Origin of the sequence: Aquidulcibacter paucihalophilus, from assembly GCF_002105465.1 — a bacterium.
GTDB classification, from domain to species: domain Bacteria; phylum Pseudomonadota; class Alphaproteobacteria; order Caulobacterales; family Aquidulcibacteraceae; genus Aquidulcibacter; species Aquidulcibacter paucihalophilus.
In genome coordinates, this window is record NZ_NCSQ01000072.1 from 62312 (window position 1) to 87867 (window position 25556).

Genomic DNA, 25556 nt, shown 5'->3' on the forward strand with positions numbered 1-25556 from the left:
GTTATCATGAAGGACCAAAACCAAATGCCCAGCAGCTTTGCCCCCAAGGATCACGAAAGCTTCTTCCAAGCCGCTTCGCCGGAAGTGAGACTTCGATTGGAAGCCATTCAGGCCTTGGTCGAGCGCAAGGTGCACGGTGCAGAGCGCTGCGTGAGCTATGGCATGCCAGCATTTCGGTTGGGCAAGGTTTTCTTCTATTTTGCCGCCTTCAAGAAACACATCGGCATCTATCCGCCCCTCAGGGAGCCTGACGCTTTGGTCGACGAACTTGCCGCATTTCGAGGACCCAAGGGCAATTTGAGTTTTCCCTATGGCGAGCCCCTACCTTTAGAGCTTATTGGCCGGGTCGCAGAAGCGCTCGCAAACCAATATGGTCGGACGGTCTGAGAGATCTTACGCTGCGCCGTTTGTTTGTTACGGCGCAGCGCTTTAGTTGGTTAGCTTAGCTGTGCATGTGCTGAGGCAGCGCCTCAACTTGCGCCTTGGTCCATGTGGTCGTGGCGTGGACATGGCCATGCTCGTCACGCATGAAGTCCAATTGATTGATCTTCAAGGAAACAGGCTTTGTGCCCAGCCCCAAGAAGCCGCCGACATCGACGATGACGTCACCAGACATGCCCATGCCGTGCACATGTGAGACTTTGCCGATCTTGGCGTCGTCCGCCCCATAAACGGTCGCATCATCAAGTGTTGCGGCGTTGAGTTCGGATTCGGTGAGGCGGATGTGCTTGCTGTGGTCCATAGGTGAGTATCCTTGCATTGATTGAGGAGCAGCTTTGCTCACGTGCACAACGCTTGGATAGGTTGGCTGTTCCGCAAGGGATTGAGTTGGGCACATGCCCGGCGAGCAGGAGCCCAATCTCTGGCATTTACTCTACTTGGGGCTCTTCCTTTGGAAAGATTGACGCCTTCAAATAGATCCATGGCTGGAACAATACCTCGGTATAAGGCATGTTCACGGTGTTGAGCGGCTCTAGGTCACCCCAGCGCGATAGGCCATGGGCGCAACCAACCCACATAATTGTCCAATATAGCCAATATACCGTCAAACCCTTCGCCAAATCACGCGCCAGCTCGCGCTGGACAGCAACTAGGACCAGAATAACGATCGGCAAAAAGTTGGCTGCAACTGCAATCCACATATAGAAGAATAAGGGAATTACGGCTGCCGCACCAAAGAAACTCACAATATTAATTGAGAGAAGACCTGCTACGAAAATTGCACCAATTAAATTCATGGGAGTCAATTCAACAGACTTAAACATTGCAATCCCCAGTAATCATATATGAATACAATACCGAAATTACATTAAAGATTGGTATTTGCCATTATTCGCCCTTGGTTCCGCGTCCGGCTTTTAAACCAAAGAAAAAGTTCCCCAAGTCCTCGATGTCCGACGAAAACCCGCGTTGACACCTTGAGAGCGTTCACTAAGCTGTGATGGCTCAAGGAGGCCAAAAATGGCACTATTTCCACCCAGTACGAACGACGATTATCGCGGCGCGAAGATCTCTGCTTGGTTTTTAATGTTCGTGGCGGTGACGGAATTTATTCCGGGCCTCATCCATTATTTCCTGCCCGATGGCGGGGCTGGGGTTATTGCCGGCATGGACCTTTCGGTTCGAGGAGCCACGATCATCGCGGTTTTTGCTTGGTTTGGGGCGATCCAAATCCCTTTTGCGCTGTTGTTGTTCGTCATTGGGCTGCGCTACCGAACCTTGGTCCCGTTGGCGCTGATGGCCGTGATCCTTGCACGGGCTTTGGCGGCGATTGATGGCTGGTTCCTCAAAGGTGCTGTCACAGGTCATCACCCACCAGAGCATTACGCCAGCCCCCTGACGGTGGTGCTGGGCCTGATCTTCTTGTTTCTGGCGCTGCGAGAGCGGCCAACTAATCTTTGACTAAAGTCAAAGTCTCGAGCCAGTTTATAACATAGGCTTGCAACAAAATGCGCCGATCGGACCATGCATGGTCTGTCTGTGCATGATGTCTCTCAACCTGCGCACCAGCCGCCGTCGCTCCAGTCGATAGCGCATCAGAATAGTGGCCAAAGCCGTCGTCAGAGCTAAGCACAAGCAGCCTCTGGCCCTTCAACCCCGGCAACATCTTCTCGTAAGTCCATTCGGGGCCGCGTGCGATAAGTTCGTCTGTCGCGCGATCCGGCGTGCTGCCCGCTAAGGCGCGGGTGTTTGCAATTGCGATGGGCATCGCGGCATTGCGATCTTTGGCCGCAGCAATACCTTGGCCGCCCATGTCGGGAGCAGATATGGCCGCAGCCCCGAGTAATCCGCCATCAACGGCTGCGAGCCGGATACTGAGCCATCCACCGAGGCTATGCCCCACGACGGCAATCTTCTTTGGGTCGATCCCAAAGCGTTCAGTAACCTCTTTTCGGCGGATATAAGCGAGCGCCGCCTCTGTATCTTCTGTCGTGTGCGCGAACGTCCAATTTCCCGGACTGCCCCAAGACCCCCGATAATTGAATGTAATGGCATTCCAGCCTGCCCGCTGGGCAGATCGGGCAATATCGAAATTCTTTTCATTGCCCGGCCAGCCATGCAGGACGAACACGGTAGGATGAGGCCCGGCACCTGCCGCGCGGTAGAGCAAGGCATTCACTTCAACCCCGCCGGTCGGGATACTAAAGGCAATCGTCGCTGCTGGATTCGCCTTGTCCGGCTCAGGATCGCTGTTGACAGCGGTCGGAATTTGGACCTGTGCCGTGGCCGGAAAACCAGTCAACACAATCAACATGATAATCCAGAGCTTCATTTCGGCATCCCCCCAAAATTGGATCATTCTTTTCGTGCAGAGGCAGCACAGTCACCCGCTAGGATGGCGCAGTCTCCGCTCAAAACTAAGCAGCGGCTCTGCTAAAATCTTAGCCTCCAAGAGCTTACCACTGGTAAAATTTGACGTCAATGCAGATGATCCAAGCAATTGAGGGGTGATTCAATACCAGCCAAAGGTCCCCTTTTAGCCGCTCCATCAACAAGGCGTGAGACCGCAAAAAACAAGCGGTGATCGAGAGGCCAAGCGAACCAATCGTGCTATGTCCCCGTGACGGGCATCTTTGCTTGCCCTTCCTCCGACCGATATGGCTTTTGATATGATCTCCGCCCCGCGCATTGGCGCAGTAAGCACCGTCTTCCTTACCCTCCTCGCCCTGCCCGCTTGCGCGACGAAACCGCCGACACAAACGGGCTTTCTGACCAATCAGGCCGGCATGGAGAAGGTGTCTGGCACCGTGCGGGCGCAGATTGAGCGCCAGCGCGACCTTAGCGCTTTGCGGGCCGTCCAGAAACTGACGCTCCTACCCGCAAAACTTCAGGAGGGTGGTGACATTCCAGATACAATCACGCCCGAGTCGCGCCTTTTGGTGTTGGGCGAACTGGATCGTCAGCTTTGCTTTCAATTGTCACGGCGTTTCGAACTTGTCGGCCCAGAAGATCCATCCGCTGCGCGGGTCCAAGCCGTTATCACGCGCTTACAAGAGACCAGCGCGACCGCATCGGCTGCTTCAGCGGCGGTCAGTTGGTTCCTGCCGGGCGGTTCTGTTCGCTTGCCTGTCGGCCGGGGCGGCCTCAGTATTGAAGCGCGCTTAGACCTTGCCGATGGGCAACAAGCGGCGGCTATGGCTTGGTCGCGCGGCGCAGGCGTGGTGATGGATGAAGGCTCGCTGTCAGAAGTGGGCGATGCCCACCGCTTCACCGCCAACTTTGCTGATGATTTTGCAGACTTTCTGGTTGAACCGGGAAAGCCAAAACGCGCCCTCACCGCGCAAGACCCCTGCCAGAAGCATGGCGCGCGGCTAGACCTCGGCCGACTGGCTGCAGGCCAAGTCATTGGCCTGCATGTACCGAGGCCAAATAGTCCAACACCCCAAAACAACTAAAGGCTAAGAAAACGTCGAATTTTCTGGGGTTTTTCTTCAAAACTAGTGCAAATGCAGCGTCCAAGCTAACCGAAAATAAAGCTCCAACCTTTAAGCTTTCTCCAGACGGGGAGAGTAACGGCGTGCACCAGTCCTATTTAGAGCTAATCAAGCGGCTGCGCGACGACCTCCCAAGCCGCACCTTGGCGGCCATCGGGTTCACGGGTCTGTTGCTGTGGGGCATTGATGGCTTGGCCGCCATTCTCTGGTTTGCAGCCTTTGCCCTCAATGAAGGGCTTGAGCTTCTCATTGGCCTGAAATCGAACAAGGACCCTGTAAAGGGCGCGCTTAACCGCAGGCTCTTTTGCGCCAATATGGTATTTGGCTCCAGCGTTTGGGTCGCAGGCGCGCTTGCCCTCGTCAAGACGGGCGAGATTGGCCCCCTGATCATTGCTCTGGCAATTCTGGTCGGGGCTTTGACCCATGTCATTTCCACCAGCCTGACCTATGTCAGCGCCTTTTTGGCCGCAGCCCTTCCCCTCGTGATGGGGATTATCGCTGTGCCGGCCGTGATGATTGTCAGCCACGCCTATCCCGACGCTGCGGTATTCCAAGCCAGCATCGCGATGGTGTTCCTGCTGACCTATAATCTGAGTGCGGCGCTTCAAAGTTGGCAGCGCGAAACCAAGCTTGCCAAGACACTGGCACAAGTAAGCCTCGCCAGTGACGCGAAGTCGCAATTCTTGGCGACCATGAGCCACGAAATCCGCACGCCGTTGAATGGCATCGTCGGACTGGCAGAGGTCCTGAACAATACGAAGTTGACCGCTTCCCAACATGAGATGGTCAATCTGGTCCGCACGTCTGGGGAAACCTTAGAGCGCCTAGTGTCTGATGTGCTGGATAGCGCGAAGATCGAAGCCGACAAGCTGGAACTCTCCATCGCGCCATTTGACTTGCGCGAAACCATCGAGACCGCTGCCCATACGTTCCGGACACGCGCGGAAGAAAAAGGCGTGGTGTTCAGTCTCATCATCCCGCCAGAGGCCGAAGGCCGCTATCTGGGCGACGCAGTTCGTATTCGGCAGATCATTTCGAACCTCACGTCCAACGCCATCAAATTCACTGATAAGGGCCGGGTCGACGTCGAGGTTGATGCGCTGGAGATTGACGGCGATAGCGTTGAGCTTCGCATCCAGGTGTCCGATACCGGCATCGGCTTTGATCCCAAGGCCAGCCAGCATTTGTTTAGCCGCTTTGAGCAAGCCGATAACAGCATCAGCCGCCGCTTTGGAGGCACGGGCCTCGGCCTCTCCATTTGCAAAAGCTTGTGCGAATTGATGGATGGCAGCATTTCAGCGACCTCGCAATTGGGCGCGGGCAGTCGGTTTGAAGTGCGCATTCAAGTCAAAAATGCCGAGGCACTTAAGGCCAATCCGCGTCTGCCAGCCCCTGTGACTTTGGATGACGCCTTATCCTTAAATGACAGTTCTGTTGGGCCGACTGGCTTGCGGGTACTGGTAGCTGAAGACAATCCGATCAACCAAAAAGTCATCACCTTTATGCTGGAGCCTATGGGCATGACGCCGGTGATGGCCGCCAATGGGCGCGAGGCCTTGGCCTTCTTCAAGATCGACAGCTTTGACCTGATCCTGATGGATATGATGATGCCCGAAATGGATGGCCTCGCCGCCACCCAAGCGATCCGGGCATGGGAAAAGCAAAACAATCTTCCCCGCACCCCCATCGCCATGTTGAGCGCCAACGCCATGAGTGAGCATGTGACGGCTGCCCTTGCCGCTGGCTGCGATGTCCACATCGCCAAACCCGTCACGCCTGCCTCCCTTGTCACCGGCATGACCGAGGCCTTGTTCATGGAACATGACGAAAATGGCGAACCTGATGCAGATATTCAAAGCCGCTTGATCGGCTAAACACGCTCTAATAGGTCAGAGGCGGGTCGTGATAGACCGATAGGCTTTTCAGATTGGGTTGCAGGCGGGGTTCGCAGAAGCCGAGGTCGGCGAAAATTTCGTCGCGGAGGCTCTCGAAAGCTTTTTGTTGCTGACGCTGTGCCTCAAACAAGGAACGATCGCCATCAACTAACTTATCCAACCCACTGATGGTTTCGCCAATTACTCGATTTTGGTGATCATAGGCGGTTAGTTTGAGGCGACCCTGATCCTCAATGATCTCAACCCGCTGACCTGCCTTGATGGGCCAGCGTACCCAATCCTGCCCAGTTGCATCGGTTGAGAAGAGCAAAACCGCATCAGCACCTTGAAGTTCAAATGCCCAAGTATGAGCATTGCTACGATGCCAATGACCTTTAAGAACGCCCTTTTTCAAAGGCGTGTTCATGGAGACATTTAAGACACTTTTGGGCAATTGCGGCTCGATCAAAACTTCCGTCCCGCCCCCTCGAATTCGGACACCCAGAATCTCTTCATGCCAAACGCGTAATTGCTCTGCGTTTGACCAAGCTTGCAGGAAAGTGCCCGTTCGGCGCGCCCACGTGGCACCGGGCACGGGTAGAGCGTCGGCGCATTCGGCCAGGCTGCCCACAGCGCCTTCGCGTAAGGCTTGGCGGTTCATGTTTTCAAACAGCTGCCACGGCTCTTTTTGGACGCCATAGCGCAGCAAGGTGGTCATGGCGACGCCATTCAGCCACGGCCAGACCGTGCCGTTATGATAGGCGGCGTCCTTATGATAATAATGCCAATGCTCGTGATAAGGATGAAACTCAGGATCCTCCTGGCTCAAGGTCGCCACACCCCATGGATAAACGAGGCCCTTCCAGAGGTCGCGCGACCAGAGCAATTTCTGCTTCATATGGGAAACCAGATCAATCTCGTCCCGATAGGACACTTTAGAAATTGTCTCTAGCGCAACGAAAGCATTCGGCCTAAGCGCCAGATCGGGGCCGCCGTCTGGCTTTAGATGGTCGACAAGTTTTCCGGTCGCCTTGTCGACAAACTTTTCTGCAAGGCCTTTGCTGATAGACCCCATGGCATCCAATGCTCGGGTCATCAAAACCGGATCTGTTGTTGCAAGACCGGTGGAATTTATTGCCACTTCAATCGCTTCAAGCCACAAGACTTGGATATCGATCGCCCGATTGCCACGCGGTGAAAAAGCCCGCACACCTTTTTCCTTGGCGTCCATCCAAGTGTCGGCATCGCCATGGGTGATAAGGCCGCTTTCGTCTAAGTCATGGTCCAACATGCCTTCAATGGCCCGCATGACAGTTGGCAAAAGTTCTTTAGCCAAGGCGTCATTTCCCGACCGGAAAACTAGATCAGCCAAGGTAATGATAAACCTCGGCGTGCCGTCGGCGGTATTATATTGCACGCCATCGGGTCGAGCGCGATTGGGAATGCGGCCATAGGTTTTGGACTTGGGGTCCCTATCTTGTAAGGCGGCAAAACTGCGGAACACATCGGCAGCGACATCATATTGGCCGGTGACAAACAAAGTGCCGGTGATGGAGATAAAAGTGTCTCGGCCCCAATAATCATTGAACCACGGCAGGCCCGCATATATGCCCGTTCCCATCTGCTTCATCACCAATTGGTCTGCCGTCAGGCGCATCCACAAAAGCGCTTTGGTGCGATCTGGGTCGCCTGCATCTAGGGCTCTAGAGCCTGAGACCAAAGCCTCCATCCGCGCCATGCGGGCAGTCGTCAGGCTTTGATAGGTCCGGCGCAGTTGGCTTAGAGAACGACGCACCTCGGCCTTAGATGGGCCAAGCAGGATGAAAAAGCCCGCCGAAGGCGTTTGAATGGCCAAAATCTCATTCACGGCAAAAGCGTGACTAGATGGCTCAACAGGTGCGACGAGCATCCAAGACGTAGGTGCCTCTTTGGGCTGAAACCAAACCCCGTCCTTATCGCCGCTACCAGAGCCTTGGATATCGCCCTCAAAGTCAAACACCAAGGTGCCGGGCAGATCCGTCTCTACGTCTAAATGGAGCGCTGTCAGACCGTCAAACAGCCGAAGCGTTTCTTTGACCCGCCCATAATCACGCGTGATCGCATGCGGGCTGACCACCACATTCGCCTCGGCGCGCTGGAGGGGCCTGCCATTATGAATGAGGCGATAGTCCTGAAAAATCCGCTTGGTGGCAACATTCCAGCCATAGAACCAATCATCGGTCTTTTCCTGATGGGTACGCCCATAAAAATAGGCCGAGGCCTTGTCGGTAAAGCTATATTGCCGGTTCTCCGCCGCGCGCACCGGCATGGCGAGACTTTCGAGGACGGGGAAGGATTGGGCGGCCTCAGAGGTCGCTTGCGCGCCTTTCGGTAGAACGCTCAGCGCGCCAGTAGTTGCAGCGGCGACCAGCAAAGAACGTCTGCGCATGAAGAATCCCCCATCCAAAATGGATAGCGCAGCCTAATCAAGGTGTAAAACACTTGCTAGACTCTCCCATAGGCGTTAACAGCTACCGCCTTCCAAGGCCCTCCCAGCGTGCTATCCGCTCGGGAGGGCTTTTTGCGACTGGCACCCTGAAACAAATTAGAGCCTCGAACGGACGCCCCCATGCCTAAACGCACAGACCTGAAATCCATTCTGATCATCGGGGCGGGCCCCATCGTGATTGGTCAGGCGTGTGAATTTGACTATTCGGGTGTGCAGGCTTGTAAGGCGCTGAAGGAAGAAGGCTACCGGGTCATTCTGGTCAATTCCAATCCCGCCACCATCATGACCGACCCCGATTTGGCCGACGCCACCTATGTGGAGCCGATCACGCCAGAAGTGGTGGAGTTGATCATCGCTAAGGAACGCCCAGACGCGGTCCTGCCGACCATGGGCGGGCAAACGGCGCTGAATTGCGCTTTGACGCTCGAAAAGACCGGGGTTTTGGCGAAGTACAATGTTGAGATGATTGGCGCGAAAGCTGACGTCATCGAAAAGGCGGAAGACCGCCTGAAATTCCGCGACGCCATGGACAAGATCGGGCTGGAAAGCCCCAAGTCCAAAATCGCCCATACGGTTGAAGAAGCCATGGTGGCCCTGCCCTTCGTGGGCCTGCCTGCCATCATCCGCCCCAGCTTTACCCTTGGCGGCACCGGCGGTGGCATCGCCTATAATGTCGACGAGTTTAAGCGCATCTGCGCCAGCGGCATTGCCGCCAGCCCCGTGGGCGAAGTGCTGGTGGAAGAAAGCGTATTGGGCTGGAAAGAATATGAGATGGAAGTGGTTCGCGACAAAGCGGACAATTGCATCATCATTTGCTCCATCGAAAATATCGACCCGATGGGCGTCCATACAGGCGATTCCATCACGGTCGCCCCAGCGCTCACCCTGACCGACAAAGAATATCAGCGCATGCGTGACGCTTCGATCGCCGTCTTGCGCGAAATCGGGGTGGAGACTGGTGGCTCCAATGTGCAATTTGCCGTCAATCCCGCCGATGGCCGGATGACGGTGATTGAAATGAACCCGCGTGTGTCGCGTTCCTCCGCCTTAGCGTCCAAGGCTACTGGCTTCCCCATCGCGAAAGTCGCGGCCAAGCTCGCGATTGGCTATACGCTTGATGAAATCGCCAATGACATTACGGGCGGCGCAACCCCTGCCTCGTTTGAACCCTCGATTGACTATGTCGTCACAAAAATTCCCCGCTTTGCCTTTGAGAAATACAAGGGTGCCGACACGACTTTGACCACCTCCATGAAGTCGGTGGGCGAAGCCATGGCGATTGGCCGGACGTTCCAAGAAAGCTTCCAAAAGGCTTTGCGCTCGCTGGAAACAGGCCTCGACGGCTTTGATCCTTTCCTCGAAATCGGCAATGACAAAGAAGCGCTGCATCAGGCTTTGACCATCCCAACCCCCACCCGCATTTTGGTGGTCGGCCAAGCCTTGCGCATGGGTATGAGCGTGGAAGAAGTTCATGCAGCCAGCAAGATCGACCCTTGGTTCTTGGATCAGTTCGCCGAATTGATCGCGACCGAGAAAAAGCTGGAGACCCAAGGTCTGCCACAAGCCCCCGCCGACTGGCGCTTTGTGAAGGCGCAAGGCTTCTCCGATAAGCGCTTGGCCAAGATCGCCGGCAAGAGTGAGATCGACGTGCGGGCTGCCCGTCGCGCCGCTGGTGTCCGCCCAGCTTATAAGCGCATCGACACCTGTGCAGCCGAATTCGCCTCGCCCACGCCCTATATGTATTCCACCTATGAGACCGAATGCGAGGCAGCACCCAGTGCGGCCAAGAAAATCATCATCCTGGGTGGTGGTCCAAACCGCATCGGCCAAGGCATTGAGTTCGACTATTGCTGCTGCCATGCCGCCTTTGCCTGCGAAGAGCTGGGCATTGAAAGCATCATGGTCAATTGCAATCCAGAGACGGTCTCGACTGATTATGACACTTCAGACCGGCTCTATTTTGAGCCCCTGACTGCCGAAGACGTGCTGGAAATCATCGAGACCGAAAAGCAAAGCGGCACACTTTTGGGTGTCATCGTGCAGTTTGGCGGTCAAACCCCTCTGAAACTCGCCCACCCGCTCGAGCAAGCTGGCGTGCCCATCCTCGGCACCAGCGTGGACGCGATTGATATCGCCGAAGACCGCGAGCGCTTTAAAGCGCTTCTAAACGAGCTCAACATGCTCCAACCCCGCAATGCGATTGCCCGCACCGAAGCAGAAGCGATTCTGGGTGCACAGGCGGTTGGCTATCCTGTCGTGCTGCGTCCTTCCTATGTGCTGGGCGGCCGGGGCATGGAAATTGTCTATGATCAAACAAGCCTTGAACGCTATGTGCGCGAGGCGGTGATCGTCTCGGGCGACAACCCCGTCTTGATCGACCAATATCTCCGCGATGCCATCGAAGTCGATGTCGACGCTTTGTCGGACGGCAAAGACGTATTCGTTGCGGGCATTATGGAACATATCGAGGAAGCCGGTATTCACTCAGGCGACAGCGCTTGCGCCCTACCGCCCTATACTTTGTCGGCCGAGATCATCGCCAAGATCGAAGCCCAGACGATTGCGATGGCCAAGGGCCTGAATGTGGTCGGCCTGATCAATATCCAATATGCCATCAAAGACGACACGATTTATGTGTTGGAGGCCAATCCACGCGCCTCGCGCACGGCACCCTTTGTGGCCAAAGCAGTCGGCATTCCAGTCGCCCGTATTGCCGCCAAGCTGCAAGCCGGCGAAAGCTTGGCGAGCTTTGGATTGAAGCAGAAGAAACTCAACCATGTCGCTGTCAAAGAAGCGGTTTTCCCGTTTGCCCGCTTTGCCGGCGTTGACCCGATTCTGGGACCTGAGATGCGCTCTACCGGCGAATGTATGGGCATTGATACCGACTTTGGCCATGCGTTCTTAAAGTCGCAATTGGGGGCTGGCATGCGCTTGCCTGCAGGCGGCACCGCCTTCTTGTCGGTGAAAGATAGCCATAAGCCAGCCCTTGCTGAACTCGGTCGCAATTTTGTGCGCTTAGGTTTCAAACTCGTGGCGACAGAGGGCTGCGCGAAAGTTCTGCGTGACGCGGGCGTGCCGGTTGAACGCGTCAATAAGGTGATGGAAGGCCGTCCCCACATCGTGGACGCCATGATCAATGGCGACATCCAATTGGTTGTCAACACAACCGAGGGAGCGCAATCGCTCGCCGATAGTTACTCCATCCGACGTACAGCTCTGGTGTCCAATATCTCTTACTACACCACCATTGCTGGTGCTCGCGCCGCTGCTACAGCCATTGAAGCGGCCGAGGGAGAAACCCTACAAGTTAAGCCACTGCAAGCATACGCTTGACGAAAGACGATCCAAACACCACTCTATAAGCCCCTTTTTGTGGAATCCCCCTAATGGAAAAGATCCCTATGACTGCAGAGGGCCATGCGGCGCTCGATGCAGAACTCAAACGTTTGAAGACTGACGAGCGCCCATCGGTGATTGGCGCCATTTCAGAAGCGCGCTCGCATGGCGACCTGTCTGAAAATGCGGAATATCACGCAGCCAAAGAGCGGCAATCCTATATTGAGGGTCGCATCGCTGAGCTGGAAGACAAATTAGCACGCGCCCAAGTGATCGACGTGTCGAAATTGTCAGGCTCGAACGTCAAGTTTGGGGCCACGGTGACCGTCATTGACGAAGACACCGACCATAAGGCTGTCTATAAAATCGTGGGTGAAGATGAAGCCGATGTGAAACTCGGCAAAATCTCCATCACCTCCCCCATCGCCCGTGCCATGATTGGCAAGGAAGAAGGCGATGTTGTGGAAGTGGCAGCGCCCGGCGGCTCCAAGAGCTATGAGATCGTGGCAGTCACCTGGGCCTAAGCCCTTTCGGCTCCACGCTTACAAAAAAGGAACGGGCCCCTGCATAGGGGCCCGCTTTATTTGTTAGAGGCGCACTTCGAACGTCGCTTCGGTTTTGGCCTTGACCTCATCCAAGGTCACGCCAGTGGCCAGTTCGATCAGCGACATGCCCCCTGCTTTGCGGTCGATGGAAAAGACAGCCAGATCGGTGATCACCAGATCAACGACCTTCAAACCCGTCAGCGGCAGATGACAGCTGTGCAAAAGCTTTGGTGCGCCGTCTTTAGAGGTATGTTCCATCACGACGACACAGCGGCGCACACCTGCGACCAAATCCATCGCCCCGCCCATGCCTTTGACCATTTTGCCGGGCACCATCCAATTGGCCAAGTCACCGGTCTCTGACACTTCCATCGCACCCAGAATAGACAAATCGATATGGCCGCCGCGGATCATGGCAAAGCTGTCGGACGATGAGAAAAATGACGTCTGCGGCAATTCGGTAATCGTCTGCTTGCCAGCATTGATCAGGTCGGCATCTTCCTCGCCCTCAAACGGGAATGGCCCCATGCCCAACATGCCATTCTCGCTCTGCAGCGTAACCGTCATGCCTTCGGGGATATGATTGGCAACCAAAGTCGGGATGCCAATGCCAAGATTGACATAAAAGCCATCACGCAATTCTTTGGCGGCGCGGGCGGCGAGATCATCGCGGGTCCAGGGCATTATTTTTGGTCTCCAGCTTTTGACTTTTCAGTCTCTTTGGGTGGGTCCGGCTTAATCAAGGCTAATGGGACGGGGAATAGCTCATCAAACAACGAGATCAGCGGTGCCATAGCAGTCAAGCCGTCCATATAATTGGACTGGCAATTGCGGTAGGCCAGCAATGAACGCCCAGAATCTTTGGCTTCGATAAAATAATGGGGCGCGTGCAGGCATAGTGCATCTTTCGAATCTTCAGGCAAGCCAACGCGCGCGCCATCCTTGCCGCGCACCTGTGGATCCAAGGTCCACAGACCACCCGCATCTATAGCAGCCATAACTTCCAAAGCCTTGGTCCGCTCGACTCGCAATGTGTAGAGGCCTGTAAGGGTACCTTGCCGATAAGTTCCAAATCCGTCCGTGTGGCGTAATTCGGCAGAACAGGATTTGGGATCGCACCACAAAGTGAGAATACCGGGCTTCTTGTGCCATGCGTGCCAGATCAAGCGATAGGCTCGCCGATTTTCCGCAAGCGGTTCAGCTTGCATAGATCGGAGATCAAACGAATGAGGTGGCGACACTTCAGCCTCAGCGGCAGCACGTGCGTGCAAATTCAAAGGCGCTAACATCAGGCAAAAAGCCAAGCTGCGCATGGCATGCCTTAGCCTTGGGATAAAAGTTGACTGACTTGATGCCTTGGGCATCAGACAGCATTCCTCTTGGTCACGGTGCGCTGTTCGATGCGTTTTTCAAAGCTGCCTTGTACCAAGCGCTTCACATAAATGCCGGGCGTATGGATGTGGTCGGGGTCTAGGCTGCCGACAGGCACAATCTCTTCCACTTCCGCCACGCAGATTTTGCCAGCCGTGGCCATCATCGGGTTAAAGTTGCGGGCGGTTTTGCGGTAGATCAGATTGCCCGCCGTATCGGCCTTCCAAGCTTTCACCAGCGACACATCGGCTTTGAGACCGGTCTCGAGAATATAGGTCTCGCCATCGAAATCCTTATGCTCTTTGCCTTCAGCGATTTTCGTGCCGACGCCGGTCTTGGTGTAAAAGCCCGGGATCCCGGCCCCACCGGCGCGAATACGCTCTGCCAGCGTGCCTTGGGGGTTGAACTCGAGCTGCAGCTCACCTGAGAGATATTGGCGCTCAAACTCTTTATTCTCGCCGACATAGGACGAGATCATTTTGGCGATCTGCTTGGTTTCCAGCAACAGACCCAAGCCAAAGCCGTCAACCCCGGCATTGTTGGAGATCACGCTAATGCCCTTCACGCCGCTGTCGCGCAGCGCGAGGATCAGGTTTTCAGGAATGCCGCACAAGCCAAAGCCGCCGGACATTACGGTCATGCCGTCGAAGGTGAGGCCTTCGAGTGCGGCTGCCGCATTGGGATAAATGGTGGTCACTGTCACGCCCTTCGGGTTTCGTCGCCCGTGTTTAGCAAGGCTAGACGCTTTGTCGAGCGCTAAGCGACAGAAGGGGTGGCAATTCTTGTGTAGGGCCTATGGATCGGCCCAAAGCGGCCCTTATTGGCCAGAGCGCTTGCGCACAGCCGTGATCGACTTGGTAAAGCCCGCAACCTTTTCCAACACCAGTTCGGCGTCCGGGAAGAAGCCTTTCATGTCGGCCTCATTCAGCAAGCGCCAATCTGGCTGGACATTGGATACCCAGAATTTGCCGACAGTCTTCATCAAACGGCGCTGTAAGGGGCGCGGCAGAAAGATAATGGGCTGGGGCAACATCGAATGCTGTTCGAGTGGGAAATCGACATTTGGCGTCTGAACGAAATAGCCGTCGGTGATGCGGCGTAATTCATCGGCAAAGCGCTGTTGGTGCACGATGGCCGTGGCGTCAAAGGCCTTATTGTCATCCATGTCCAACATGGCCTGCTTTGGCCCGGTCACATGTTCGATGACCGACGAGCAGAAGACGATATCAAACGCGCGATCGTCAAATGGCAAAGCCTCTTTCGAGCCGTCCAGCAGCATGGTCTCATAGCCATAATTGGCCTTGGCCTGCTCAAGGTCCGGTGCCCAATGATCGGCGATCAGGACGTTTTTGTGATGGGGCGCAATGGCGTGAAAATGGCTGCCATTGCCGCCGCCCAAATCCAGAATCCGATGGTGCGGTTCAACGCCCATCATCGTCAAAAATTGCTCCCCACGGCGGGCACGGGCTTTGGCGGAGATGGAATGCAAGAACGACTTGATCAAGATCTGTATCCAAAAAGGAGCGCGCCTGCCCTCAAATCAGCCCCACCGAATGGGGCCCAAAATCGAAGCAATTGCCGCGCAGGATTGAGCCCCGCTTGTAGCGACCCTTTGTAAAAGAACACATAACATGCATGTTTTTGGCCATGGCGAATATTGATCGATTAAAGCTTCGCCTTTGCAGGTTTAGTCTGGTATTTTCCAGCGAAACAAGGACACACTTGCAAATCTATTTTGAGAAACATCTCTAAATGCATTTGTATTTAAGTGCGGCGGCACACGCTTTGCACCAACGCCCGCGACGTATCAGGAAGGCCTAACATGGAACGCTTGCGATCATTCTGCCGCAAATCAGGTCTGGTTTGCGCTTTGGGGACGGTTTTGATCGGCTCTGGCGTTGGGGTCGCTGTCGCGCAAGGTGTGTGGCAGGCCACCAAAGTCCCGACGCGGACACAGGTGTCGACGCAACTGCCCCGCGCGCCCTTCCCGGTTGAGCGCTGCATCAATGTGGCCGGCGCGCTGGAAGCCCCGAACGAAGGCGATTGGGGCTATAAGATCCGCGAGCGTGACTTCAAAACCATCCGCGCGGCAGGCTTTGATACCATTCGCGTGCCCATCAAATTTTCCGCCCACGCGATGGAACAAGCCCCCTATACATTGGACCCGACCTTTATCGCCCGGATTGATGAAGTGGTGCGCTGGGCCCTTCGCAATGATCTGACCATTATCTTGAACCTCTGCCACTATACTGAGTTATTTGAAAATCCCGATGTGCATGAGCGCCGCCTTGTCGCGCTGTGGGCGCAAATTGCGGCGCGTTATCAAAACACGCCGGCCAAAGTGATGTTTGAGATCATTAATGAGCCCCAAGAGGCGTTTTCCGGCCCGCGCGTCAATCAGGTCCAAGCCGAAGTTCTAACTGTCATCCGCAAAACCAACCCCACCCGAACCGTGATCTTTGCGGGCGATAACTGGGGCAATATCGGCGGGATAGACAATTTAGAATTGCCTGACGACCCCTATGTCGTTGGCACGGTGCATTATTATCAGCCGTTTGAATTTACCCATTCAGGCGCAAGCTGGATGGACGATCCCCCTCCAGCGGGGCGTATGTGGCCCAGACCGGGTGAGACGCGCGAGCTTCAAAGGGATTTGGCCCAAATTGCAGCCTTCCGCGAGCGGATTAAGGCTCCAGTGCTTTTGGGCGAATATGGGGTGGGCGTGGAAGTTCCCATGCGTCTGCGGGCGGATTGGACGCGCGCCATGACCAGCGCCTTTAAGGAAATCAAAATGCCTGCCTGCTATTTCAACTTCACCGGCGGGTTTGACACCTATGACCGCTCGGTCGAGCAGTGGCACGCCCCCTTGCTTGAAGCACTGCAGTTGAGGCCCAAGTGAGCGAGACTTCCCCTATCCGGCAAGAACGCAGTTTTACTGGTGCCATCCCGTTTAAAGCCGACGGTGGCTATATGCCGGGTTTGGATGGCTTGCGGGCAATCTCAATTCTGATTGTGGTGATTGCCCATGTGGGGTTCGAAAATCTGATACCGGGTGGCCTTGGCGTTACGGTTTTCTTCTTCGTCTCGGGCTTTCTGATTACCCGTATTCTGGTGGCCGAACAGAACCAGCAGGCTGGCGCGATTGACTTGCCCGGCTTTTATCTGCGTCGTTTCCTGCGCTTGGCCCCTGCCCTCTTGGTGTTTTTACTCGGCTCTTGGCTGATGCTGGTCCCATTTGGGGTGAAGGTGGACGCGGGCCATGTTTTGGCGGCGGTCTTTTATTTCATTAATTATTACGATGTGGTCCGCGAATGGTTTGGCTGGTCCGAGCGGACCATTCCGTGGGGCCATTTGTGGTCTTTGGCGGTGGAAGAGCATTTCTACCTCCTCTTCCCGGCCGCACTCGCCTTATTTGGCAAGACCCATCAGGCGCGCGTGCGCCTGATTGTGATCAGCATTGTGGTTTGCGCTATCTGGCGGGCTTATGCGGTTTTAGGTCTCGGCCTACCCCATGAGCACACCTATTACACCACCGACAGCCGCCTTGAGAATATTGCTTGGGGCTGTTTGCTCGCCATCCTGCTCGACGGCGCACCCCGTACCAAGGCCCGTCTGGCTTGGCTGGTTGGCTGGCACTGGGTCATTCTGGCTTTGGCTGCGATACTTGGGACTTTGGTGTATCGCGACGAGGTTTTCCGTGAGACCTTGCGCTATTCAATCCAAGGGGCCGCCCTGTTCCTTCTGGTCTTAAACCTCTATGCGCTGCGCTCCCTGCGCTTTTCAATCGACCTCTTGGAGGTGAAGCCAATGCGCTGGATCGGGCGGCTCTCTTACTCGCTCTATCTCTGGCACGTACCGATTATCTGGATTGTGCGCCAAGTCATGCTAGGCGATGCCAATAGCCTTGAGCGCTTGTCGCCCTTGGGCATGGTGATCGCTGTTGCTTTGAGCTTTGCCTGTGCCTGCGCCAGCTATTACGCTGTCGAACGCCCCCTCTTTGGCCTGCGCAAGCGCTTTGGTGGCAAGCCGGTTGAGACGTTGGCAACGGCCTAGGCGACGCCACTCTTTAGGCGGATCAGAACAATTGGAAGATGGTAAAGGATGGACGGCCACTTGCGCATGCTGCTTGGTCCAACCTACGCCCCGTCACAATCCAATTCGTCGCGACACGCTCAGTCATGATTGCGAAGTCCTCCGACGGGCTAAAGGCGGTGGTCTCAGCTTTGGTTACGCGACCTTGACGATCGACAGACAGCCTAAAAAGCACCCCACCTGTTTGGTTGGCGAAATGCGGCACGATTGGATAATTAGGCCTATTGCTCTCCCAATTGACCACTCTCAAAGGCTCATGCTGAAAGTCGCACTGGCCGTTGGTTTGGCTTATCTGAGCTATTTCAGCCCCACGAGTGGCCAAAAGCACATCCGCCTTTGCCCGGTCGCCCCCACGCAGCTCTGTGTGTGCAATTTGCTGCCATAAATAGAGGTCGTCCCAAACCTTGTCCCACGCACCATCTGGCCCCAACTTGGGCGCGCCATAGGCCAAGCGGGCATCAAGAATGAGGGTGAAAGCTTCAAGTCGGTTCTGCTTGGCCAAAAGCGCCTGCGTTTTCACCCGAGCCCCAAATGCTCGTACATCTGGGGCAAAAGTCGGCTCAAGCCCCTCGAGAAGTTTCAAGCCTTGATTGGCGTGCTTCAAGGCCAAGTCCTTTTTCCCATCACGCAGCGCGAAGTCACCCAGCAAGAAATTGGCTTCAGCCTTGATTGCAGCCGGGGCGTCTGAATGGCGAGCTAAGGCGCGCCGCAAGGTTTGGGCAGACATGGCACGGTTTTCCGTCGAAGCCATGCGATAGGCTTGACCAGCTGAAGCAAGTTCGGCCCCACTCGTCTGTGCATAGGCAACCTTGAATGGAAGTTGGCATGCCAAAGCGATTAAGACCAATCCAAGCGCCTTCTTGGACATCAAATGTGCCACGGCAAACCCACCCTGTGCAAAATTCAAATCAATACAGGCAGGTTATCACCGAAGATAATATCGTCAATTGGATCAACTTAGCGTGAACAGGCCTTGTTGAGCCTGCCCCAAAAAGGAAAAGGCCCCAATAGATTGCTCTATTGGGGCCGCAGGGAATGCTCCGTGTGAAGCAATGGTTCACGTCAAACGCGAGGGACGGGATGGTCTAACGTGGGCCACACATCGGTTCTAACGGGGCCTGATTGAACGCAAGCTGAACAGAATCGCGACCGACCCTCGCTTCACAAAAATTCTTGCGGCGTGAAGATATTGCGCGCGCCATCCTGGACGACCCACCCCTTGCGCCCGACGCCCTCGCGGCTTTCCAGATCCGCCATTATCGCCGTATCGCCTTTAGGTGTATTGGCAACAAAGCGCCGCCCAGCTTCGTCGCGCCCAATCACAATGCCCATGCGCAGGCCTTCGCGGGCATGGATCACCGTATAGGTTTCAATCGTGGCAGCCCCGACAGGGGTCTCGGTCACCTCAGGTGAAGCCATGGCGTCGATTTCACCCTGATAGGCCGTCTTGGAAGGCCGCGACCACGCGCCTGTTGTTGGCTGACACGAATAAATCCCAAAAGCGTGCTTGGTGAGGAACCAGCCATTGGCATTTAAGAAACCAAAAGCCCTCGGTTCTTTGCGGCAGCGATGGATCATCTCAACAATGCCATGCATGGAATAATTGTTTCCAGGCCCACCAAAATAGGGCAAGCCGCCGGTCAAAGTCAGCCCGCGTGGATCATCTGTCGCAAGGCCCATTTCTTGGGCCGCAAGTTCGACCGCCACTGGAAAGCAGGAATAGAGGTCAAAGAAGGCCATGTCGGCCAAGGTTTTACCTGCCATCGCGAACGCTTCGCGCACACCGACCCGCATGGCAGGGCTGGAATGGTAATCAACCCGGTCAAGCACATTCCATTTTTCAATCGTATCGGCACAGCCGTGCAGGAAGACCATCTGTGCATCGGCCACACCAAGGCTCTTGGCATGGGCATAGCTTGCCAGCAGGACCGCTGCTGATTGGTCGACTTGGATAATGGCATTGAGGCGCTTGGGATATGGAAAGCCCACCATGCGGTTGCTGGCACCGGGCGTCACCAAAGCTTCTGCCGTTTGGGCTTGGGGAAACCAGGCATAGGGGTTTTGCGCCGCCACTTCGGTGAAAGGCGCAAACAAGGCCCCCATGGCGCTTGCATGAGCCTCTAGGCTGCGGCCCAATTTTGCCCGATAGGCATTCTCAAACATCGGATAGACATTGGTGGGAAACTCTAGCCCGTGCCGCGCTTCATAGGGCGAACACCCGTCTCGGCCATCGCCAAACATGGCCGGGGCTTCCTCATCCTCGACTTGATAGGCTGCAAGCGGGCCAAAATTGCCAGCTTGGACTAGCTTCATCATGGAGCCTAAAAACTCAGCGCCCGCCAAGAGAACCAACTTGTTGTCACCTTTAGCAATCCGTTCGGCGGCTTCATTGACTAAGGCTTGCGGGGTATTGCCGCCGACATGTGTATAGGTTTGCCACGCAGGGGCCGCCCCTAACGCCTTGGCGAGCGCCTTAGGCGGGTTCTTCGCTTTGGGAATCGGCATCCGGCTTAGATTACCACCGGCATCAATCGTAAAGCCAACCACAGCCAATCCATCAATTTGGCTTAAAACCTCGCGGTTTAGGCCTGAATCAGCCACGGCTGCTTCGGCGGCGCGCGCGCACAAGCCAATCGGGGGCGGACAAGCTTCCGGGGCACCGCGATAGGTGAATTGGCCCCCGCCAATCAGGACAGGCGTGTTTGGATTGATCAACTTAAGCTCCCTGCATCTCTTGTTGTTTGTTCGTCTGGGACACGCAGATAGGACCATTTTGTCGCTAAGTCGAGGCGCCTAAAAAAGCATCAAAGTGTGCCTATCGTCTAGGCAATGTGTGGCAAGCAGCCTACAGCGGCAGGTGCCGAGGTCGCGCCCTTTCGCTGAAGGGACTATGCCCAACGCAGAACTCACGTACGGGTCTCATTTGCCTCACCCAAGGCGCTCGCGGCATCACACTAGCAGGCGGATTTTATGAAAAAGATCGAAGCGATTATCAAGCCGTTCAAGCTCGACGAAGTCAAAGAAGCGCTTCAGGACTTGGGTCTTCAAGGCATGACTGTGGTTGAAGCCAAGGGCTTTGGCCGGCAAAAGGGGCATACTGAACTCTATCGCGGGGCAGAATATGTCGTCGACTTCTTGCCGAAGCTGAAGCTTGAAGTCGTCGTGGGCGATGATCAAGTTGACGCGGCCGTTGAGGCCATTACCAATGCCGCGCGCACCGGTCGTATCGGTGACGGGAAAATCTTTGTGTCCGACATCAGTCATGTCGTGCGCATTCGAACGGGGGAATCTGGGATCAACGCGGTTTAACCGCCTGCCTTCAGAAACTCTATTGACTGAACATACAACCCAACTGGCTTTTCAGGAGAGAACCGATGTCGAAGTTTGACAAGGTCATGCAGCAGATCAAGGACGATGAAGTCCAATATGTAGATTTTCGGTTCACCGATCCGCGCGGCAAGATGCAGCACGTGACCTTTGATGTCGACATGGTTGATATCGACCTGTTGGAAGAAGGCGTGGCTTTTGACGGTTCGTCGATTGCGGGCTGGAAAGCCATCAATGATTCCGACATGATCATGCTGCCAGATCCCGACAGCGTGACCTTGGACCCCTTCTACCAGCAAACCACCCTTGCGATCGTCTGCGACGTGGTCGTGCCCGGCACGTTGAAGTCCTATAACCGCTGCCCACGCGGCATCGGCAAGCGCGCTGAATCCTATCTGAAGTCAAGCGGCGTGGGTGACACCGCCTATTTCGGGCCAGAAGCTGAATTCTTTGTCTTTGACGATGTGCGTTGGAACACCGACCCCAACAACACCGGCTATAGCTTTGACTCGACCGAACTGCCTTACAACACCGGCAAGGTCTATGAAGGCGGCAATATGGGTCATCGCCCCGGTCCAAAGGGCGGCTATTTCCCGGTAGGCCCAATCGATTCCGCACAAGACCTGCGCGGTGAAATGCTGCAAGTGATGAAAGAATTGGGTCTTGAGCCTGAGAAGCATCACCACGAAGTGGCCCCCGCTCAACATGAGCTTGGTTTGAAGTTCCAAACTTTGACCAAAATGGCCGACTATATGAACCTCTACAAATATGTGATCCAGAATGTCGCGGCCGCTTATGGCAAGTCAGCGACCTTCATGCCCAAGCCATACTTCAAGGACAATGGCAGCGGGATGCACGTACACCAGTCGATCTGGAAAGGCGGCAAGCCTCTGTTTGCGGGCGACCAATATGCCGATCTGTCTGAGAATTGCTTGTATTACATCGGCGGCATCATCAAGCACGCCCGTGCGATCAATGCCTTCTCGAACTCCTCGACCAATTCCTACAAGCGTTTGGTACCCGGCTATGAAGCCCCCGTCATGCTGGCCTATTCGGCCCGCAACCGCTCGGCTTCGATCCGCATTCCTTACACCACCTCGCCAAAAGCCAAGCGCTTGGAAGCCCGCTTCCCAGATCCAATTGGCAATATGTATCTGACCTTCGCAGCCCTGCTGATGGCGGGCTTGGATGGGATTGAAAACAAGATCCACCCAGGCGACCCATTCGACAAGGACCTCTATTCCTTGCCACCAGAAGAATTGGAAGGCGTGCCAACCGTCGCTAAGTCCTTGGACGAAGCCCTCGACTCCTTGAGCGCCGACCGCGACTTCTTGAAAAAGGGCGGCGTGTTCGATGACGACATGATCGACGCTTATATCGAACTCAAGCGCGAAGAGTGTGAGCGTTTGAACATGCACCCACACCCTGTCGAATTCGACATGTATTACAAGATGTAAGCTGATCTTCAGCTTAAGCGGAAAGCCCGGCTCTGCCGGGCTTTTTTGCTTTCAGCAGTCCTAAGTCAATTCATACAATTTTAAATAATCTGGGATTGACTTGCTGCAATGGTGCCCAGTCTCCTTTTGTGGCGCCAACCGATCCGCCCTTTGAAGTGAAGATTAGCTCTGTGCGTTATGCTAATCTTCGCTTCTTTTTTCTCGTTTTTGGTTTTGTAACCAGTTTCTGCCAATCTACCCATGGTAGCCTTGGGGCCTGAGGGAGGGATTGGAATGAAGAAACACATTCTTTTTGCCTGTACCGCCGTGATTTTGGCGGGCTGTGCCTCCTCTGCGCCTCCTTCCAACATTGCAGATGCCTGCGCCATCCTTGATGAGAAGAGCCGTTGGGAAGACCATGTGTTTGATGCTGCCCGCGACTGGCAAGTCTCGCCTGGTATAATCCTTGCCTTTATTCGCCAAGAAAGCAGCTTCCGCCGCGATGCGCGGCCGAAGGATCGCAATGGGCGCTTGTTGTCGAGCGCTTATGGCTATTCGCAAGCCCTAGACGGGACTTGGGCCGATTATGAGCGGGCGCGCGGTGGGGCTAAGCGCAAGAATTTCGGCGATTCTGCGGACTTCATTGGCTGGTATATTGACCAGATCTCACGCCGGACAGGGCTTTCAAAATCCGATACCCGCAATCTCTATCTGGCCTATCATGAAGGCCCAACCGGCTTTCAGCGTCGCACGTTTGCGTCCAAGCCGTGGCTGGGAGAAGTGGCAAGCCGGGTCAGTAGCCAAGCCGCCATTTATGATGGCCAATTGCGTCGCTGCGAGGCCCGTCAAATGCAGAAGTTGGCGAGTAACTAGGCCTTGGGTGCCCTTATTGCCCCGCAGGAGCGGTTCCATCGGCTTTAAAGCGGAACAGGTAAAAGGGGCCAGACTTGGCGATATGGTCCTTTGACTTCATCATCACGTCGGGAATATTGCTATCGGCCACATAGATATAATTGTCTGGCCCAAAACTGAGACCATCAGGCCAGCGCATTTTCGGGTGCCCGGCCAAAGCGGTCAGCCTTTTATTGGCGTCGAGCTTCCAGATGATCCCATCCTCAATGCCGGTCAGATAAATCGTGTTTTCCCGATCTATCGTCAGCCCATCGGCTTGTGGGCGATTGGCATAGAATTCGACCCGCTTGGCCAATTCAGCTTCCGACAAGTCACCGTTCAGTAGGTCTGAAACCTTAACCCGCGACAAGGTTTTGCCCGACATCGGCCCGAGATAGAGCCACTCCCCTGCCCGGTCGAGCGCGATGGGGTCAAAGGCTGGGTGAAACCAAAAGAGGCTATTGCCCAAGGGCTGCATATGCCGGCCCTGCGCATAGACTGCATAGGGCTCTGCCATCATGGCGGGATGACGGTCCAAGACGCGCCGCGCTTTGCCGGTTTCTGTGTCCACGATGATCAGTCCTGGACGACCATTAAACACGCCAATATCAGCGATGAAAATCAGTGTGGCACTTGGATCAATCTGCATATCCTGCACATAAGACCCCACCCCTGCGACCGACTTGGGCAGTTTGATGTGTTGGATCGGCTGATTGGTCGCCAGATCGACCGCAACAAGCCGCGCCCCGAATAGACCATGTTGGCCATGATCAATACTCCACAGGCGGTTCTTGGAATCAATCCGCAGGTTAAACACCGCACCATAGGACGGCTTGTCTGGGTTTGGTGTTTGCATCTGCAGACTTGGATAGGGCACAGCTTTCCCATTCACCCATTCAAGCACTTTGATGTCGGGATGGCTTTCGGCGTGATAGGTGAAGAAAATCCGCCCCTCTTTCGATACAGCAATATTGCCGGGAGGCTCTGATAAGGTGGCGATCAACTCAGCTTGTTGCACGGGTTTGGCATCAGCCAGCTTTGGGAAGCGCTGGCCAACCCCGCCATAAGTGAGATAAAACCAAGCCAAAAACCCACCAAGTAGAGCAAAGAAACTGGCCGCACCCCACAGAAGCTTTCTCACCATTTCCGCCTCCTAACACATTGCCAATTCGCCTTCGCCCTTAAGCAGCGGGCATATGCCCCAGCCGGATCAAGTCTTGGACCGTGTCGATGATGGTTTGATCGACATCGCGGAACGTGAGACCTAAGTCTGCTTGGATCTTGGCATGGCTAAAGCGGGGCACGCGGCCCAGATGGGTGCGCAAATAAGACCCAACCCCTGCAGGTTGGGCGTAGGAGGCCAAAGTCATCAAGCCGGTGCCCAGCCCGTGGGCTAAGTTAAGGCTGGGCAGCTTGCCGCTGGCAGCACCGGCTTTGCGGATCAATGCCACCACTTGGGCCATGTTCCGATTGCCCGCTGCGCAAATATAGCGGCCTTTGGCACCCGGGGCCGAAAGGGCACGAACATGGGCGTCAGCCACATCGCGGACATCCACAAAGCCCCATTCCAATGCCAAAATGGCTGGATAGACGCCCTTGGCGACATCCACCAAAATCTGGTTTGAAGTATTGACCTCGGATGACAGCGCCGGACCAATCACCATGAAGGGATTGATAACGATCAAGTCAAAGCTTGGCTTTTCTCGTTCCATAAAGTCCCAAGCCGCGCGCTCGGCCATGGTTTTGGAGTAATAATAAGCATTGCGGGTTAGGCTCGATTTTTCGTTCCAATCCGCCTCCGTCAGACTGCGCCCATCTGGTTCATCGGTAATGGCAGCCATGGAGGAGGTCAGCACAACCCTTTTGACCCGTGGCGACTTTGCCGCCGCCTGCAACATCGACACCGTGCCTTGCACAGCGGGGTCAACCAAGTCCTTTTGCGCGTCTTGGACTGTCAAAACATAGGGGCTCGCCATATGCAGCACCGCGTCAACATCCATAAAGGCCGAGAAGGGATCGGCGGCGGTTAGATCGGCGGCCACCAGGGTCAGCCTTTCTGCGGCACCTTTTAGCGCACGTACATGCGCCGTCCGAGCCGCATCCTTGGGATTGCGCACCGTGCCGACGACCTGCTTGCCCTGTTCTAACAGTTGGGCAATGCTGTGGCTGGCAATGAAGCCATTCGCACCGCTTACCAAAACCCGTTCCACCATCATGTGCCTCCTCTTGGCAGGCCAATAAACTTACGATATGAACATAAA

At 55.3% G+C, this 25556-nt stretch carries 23 protein-coding genes; 11 read left to right on the forward strand and 12 right to left on the reverse strand.

Going from position 1 to position 25556, the window contains the following annotated elements:
* The first annotated feature begins 6 nt into the window (after window positions 1-6).
* A complete protein-coding gene (locus B7364_RS06390) occupies window positions 7-387 on the forward strand; it encodes an iron chaperone (RefSeq protein WP_085339115.1) in 381 nt (126 codons plus the stop codon).
* Between the two features lie 55 nt (window positions 388-442).
* Here the strand turns inward: B7364_RS06390 and B7364_RS06395 are convergent, their stop codons facing one another.
* Together B7364_RS06395 and B7364_RS06400 are read right to left on the reverse strand one after the other, a co-directional pair.
* Window positions 443-742, reverse strand: coding sequence for a PRC-barrel domain-containing protein (locus B7364_RS06395; RefSeq protein WP_085339117.1), 300 nt, complete (start codon window positions 740-742; stop codon window positions 443-445).
* Window positions 743-869: 127 nt separating this feature from the next.
* On the reverse strand, window positions 870-1265 hold the full coding sequence (locus B7364_RS06400) for a hypothetical protein (RefSeq protein WP_085339118.1): 396 nt from the start codon (window positions 1263-1265) through the stop codon (window positions 870-872).
* Between the two features lie 196 nt (window positions 1266-1461).
* On the opposite strand from B7364_RS06400, the gene B7364_RS06405 reads away from it, so the two are divergent.
* Window positions 1462-1902, forward strand: a complete 441-nt coding sequence (locus tag B7364_RS06405) for a hypothetical protein (protein WP_085339120.1) — start codon at window positions 1462-1464, stop codon at window positions 1900-1902.
* On the opposite strand, the gene B7364_RS06410 is transcribed toward B7364_RS06405, so the two are convergent.
* On the reverse strand, window positions 1892-2773 hold the full coding sequence (locus B7364_RS06410; protein WP_157893541.1) for an alpha/beta hydrolase family protein: 882 nt from the start codon (window positions 2771-2773) through the stop codon (window positions 1892-1894). The genes B7364_RS06405 and B7364_RS06410 overlap by 11 nt on opposite strands.
* A gap of 301 nt (window positions 2774-3074) precedes the next feature.
* Between B7364_RS06410 and B7364_RS06415 the strand changes: the two genes are divergently transcribed.
* Window positions 3075-3896: a DUF3313 family protein gene (locus tag B7364_RS06415; RefSeq protein WP_157893542.1), complete on the forward strand. Its 822-nt coding sequence runs from the start codon at window positions 3075-3077 to the stop codon at window positions 3894-3896.
* Between the two features lie 122 nt (window positions 3897-4018).
* Window positions 4019-5809: an ATP-binding protein gene (locus tag B7364_RS06420; RefSeq protein WP_085339126.1), complete on the forward strand. Its 1791-nt coding sequence runs from the start codon at window positions 4019-4021 to the stop codon at window positions 5807-5809.
* A 7-nt stretch (window positions 5810-5816) separates the two neighbouring features.
* Here the strand turns inward: B7364_RS06420 and B7364_RS06425 are convergent, their stop codons facing one another.
* Window positions 5817-8237 (reverse strand): amylo-alpha-1,6-glucosidase, encoded by a 2421-nt coding sequence (locus B7364_RS06425; RefSeq protein ID WP_085339128.1) that lies wholly within the window; start codon window positions 8235-8237, stop codon window positions 5817-5819.
* Window positions 8238-8417: 180 nt separating this feature from the next.
* Between B7364_RS06425 and carB the strand changes: the two genes are divergently transcribed.
* Both carB and greA read left to right on the forward strand, forming a co-directional pair.
* On the forward strand, window positions 8418-11630 hold the full coding sequence (gene carB, locus B7364_RS06430) for a carbamoyl-phosphate synthase large subunit (RefSeq protein WP_085339129.1): 3213 nt from the start codon (window positions 8418-8420) through the stop codon (window positions 11628-11630).
* A gap of 53 nt (window positions 11631-11683) precedes the next feature.
* Window positions 11684-12157 carry a transcription elongation factor GreA gene (greA, locus tag B7364_RS06435; protein ID WP_085339131.1) on the forward strand — a complete coding sequence of 158 codons (474 nt, stop codon included), beginning with the start codon at window positions 11684-11686 and terminating at the stop codon, window positions 12155-12157.
* 63 nt (window positions 12158-12220) lie between these two features.
* Here the strand turns inward: greA and B7364_RS06440 are convergent, their stop codons facing one another.
* From B7364_RS06440 to B7364_RS06455, 4 genes are all read right to left on the reverse strand, one after another.
* A complete protein-coding gene (locus B7364_RS06440; RefSeq protein ID WP_085339133.1) occupies window positions 12221-12862 on the reverse strand; it encodes a 3-oxoacid CoA-transferase subunit B in 642 nt (213 codons plus the stop codon).
* Window positions 12862-13467 carry a hypothetical protein gene (locus B7364_RS06445; protein ID WP_157893543.1) on the reverse strand — a complete coding sequence of 202 codons (606 nt, stop codon included), beginning with the start codon at window positions 13465-13467 and terminating at the stop codon, window positions 12862-12864. Before B7364_RS06445 ends, B7364_RS06440 begins: the two co-directional genes overlap by 1 nt.
* Window positions 13468-13541: 74 nt before the next feature.
* Complete coding sequence (locus B7364_RS06450) at window positions 13542-14246, reverse strand: CoA transferase subunit A (RefSeq protein WP_106407575.1); 705 nt, start codon at window positions 14244-14246, stop codon at window positions 13542-13544.
* 120 nt (window positions 14247-14366) lie between these two features.
* A complete protein-coding gene (locus B7364_RS06455) occupies window positions 14367-15053 on the reverse strand; it encodes a class I SAM-dependent methyltransferase (RefSeq protein WP_085339136.1) in 687 nt (228 codons plus the stop codon).
* A 318-nt stretch (window positions 15054-15371) separates the two neighbouring features.
* Between B7364_RS06455 and B7364_RS06460 the strand changes: the two genes are divergently transcribed.
* Both B7364_RS06460 and B7364_RS06465 read left to right on the forward strand, forming a co-directional pair.
* The gene (locus tag B7364_RS06460; protein WP_085339138.1) at window positions 15372-16448 is read left to right on the forward strand and encodes a glycoside hydrolase family 5 protein; all 1077 of its coding nucleotides are present in this window, start codon (window positions 15372-15374) and stop codon (window positions 16446-16448) included.
* Window positions 16445-17602, forward strand: a complete 1158-nt coding sequence (locus tag B7364_RS06465) for an acyltransferase family protein (RefSeq protein ID WP_085339140.1) — start codon at window positions 16445-16447, stop codon at window positions 17600-17602. The genes B7364_RS06460 and B7364_RS06465 overlap by 4 nt, the downstream gene beginning before the upstream one ends.
* Window positions 17603-17624: 22 nt before the next feature.
* Here B7364_RS06465 and B7364_RS06470 read toward each other — a convergent pair whose 3' ends face one another.
* A complete protein-coding gene (locus B7364_RS06470; protein WP_157893544.1) occupies window positions 17625-18521 on the reverse strand; it encodes a hypothetical protein in 897 nt (298 codons plus the stop codon).
* 281 nt (window positions 18522-18802) lie between these two features.
* On the reverse strand, window positions 18803-20356 hold the full coding sequence (locus tag B7364_RS06475; protein WP_232780828.1) for an acetyl-CoA acetyltransferase: 1554 nt from the start codon (window positions 20354-20356) through the stop codon (window positions 18803-18805).
* Between the two features lie 255 nt (window positions 20357-20611).
* On the opposite strand from B7364_RS06475, the gene B7364_RS06480 reads away from it, so the two are divergent.
* The 3 genes from B7364_RS06480 to B7364_RS06490 all read left to right on the forward strand — a co-directional run bounded on the left by B7364_RS06480 (window position 20612) and on the right by B7364_RS06490 (window position 23277).
* Window positions 20612-20950 (forward strand): P-II family nitrogen regulator, encoded by a 339-nt coding sequence (locus tag B7364_RS06480; RefSeq protein ID WP_085339145.1) that lies wholly within the window; start codon window positions 20612-20614, stop codon window positions 20948-20950.
* Window positions 20951-21015: 65 nt separating this feature from the next.
* Window positions 21016-22425, forward strand: coding sequence for a type I glutamate--ammonia ligase (glnA, locus tag B7364_RS06485; RefSeq protein ID WP_085339147.1), 1410 nt, complete (start codon window positions 21016-21018; stop codon window positions 22423-22425).
* A gap of 273 nt (window positions 22426-22698) precedes the next feature.
* Window positions 22699-23277 carry a transglycosylase SLT domain-containing protein gene (locus B7364_RS06490; RefSeq protein WP_085339148.1) on the forward strand — a complete coding sequence of 193 codons (579 nt, stop codon included), beginning with the start codon at window positions 22699-22701 and terminating at the stop codon, window positions 23275-23277.
* 13 nt (window positions 23278-23290) lie between these two features.
* Here B7364_RS06490 and B7364_RS06495 read toward each other — a convergent pair whose 3' ends face one another.
* Window positions 23291-24439, reverse strand: coding sequence for an L-dopachrome tautomerase-related protein (locus tag B7364_RS06495; RefSeq protein WP_085339150.1), 1149 nt, complete (start codon window positions 24437-24439; stop codon window positions 23291-23293).
* Window positions 24440-24476: 37 nt separating this feature from the next.
* Complete coding sequence (locus tag B7364_RS06500; protein WP_085339152.1) at window positions 24477-25511, reverse strand: SDR family oxidoreductase; 1035 nt, start codon at window positions 25509-25511, stop codon at window positions 24477-24479.
* Window positions 25512-25556: the final 45 nt, after the last annotated feature.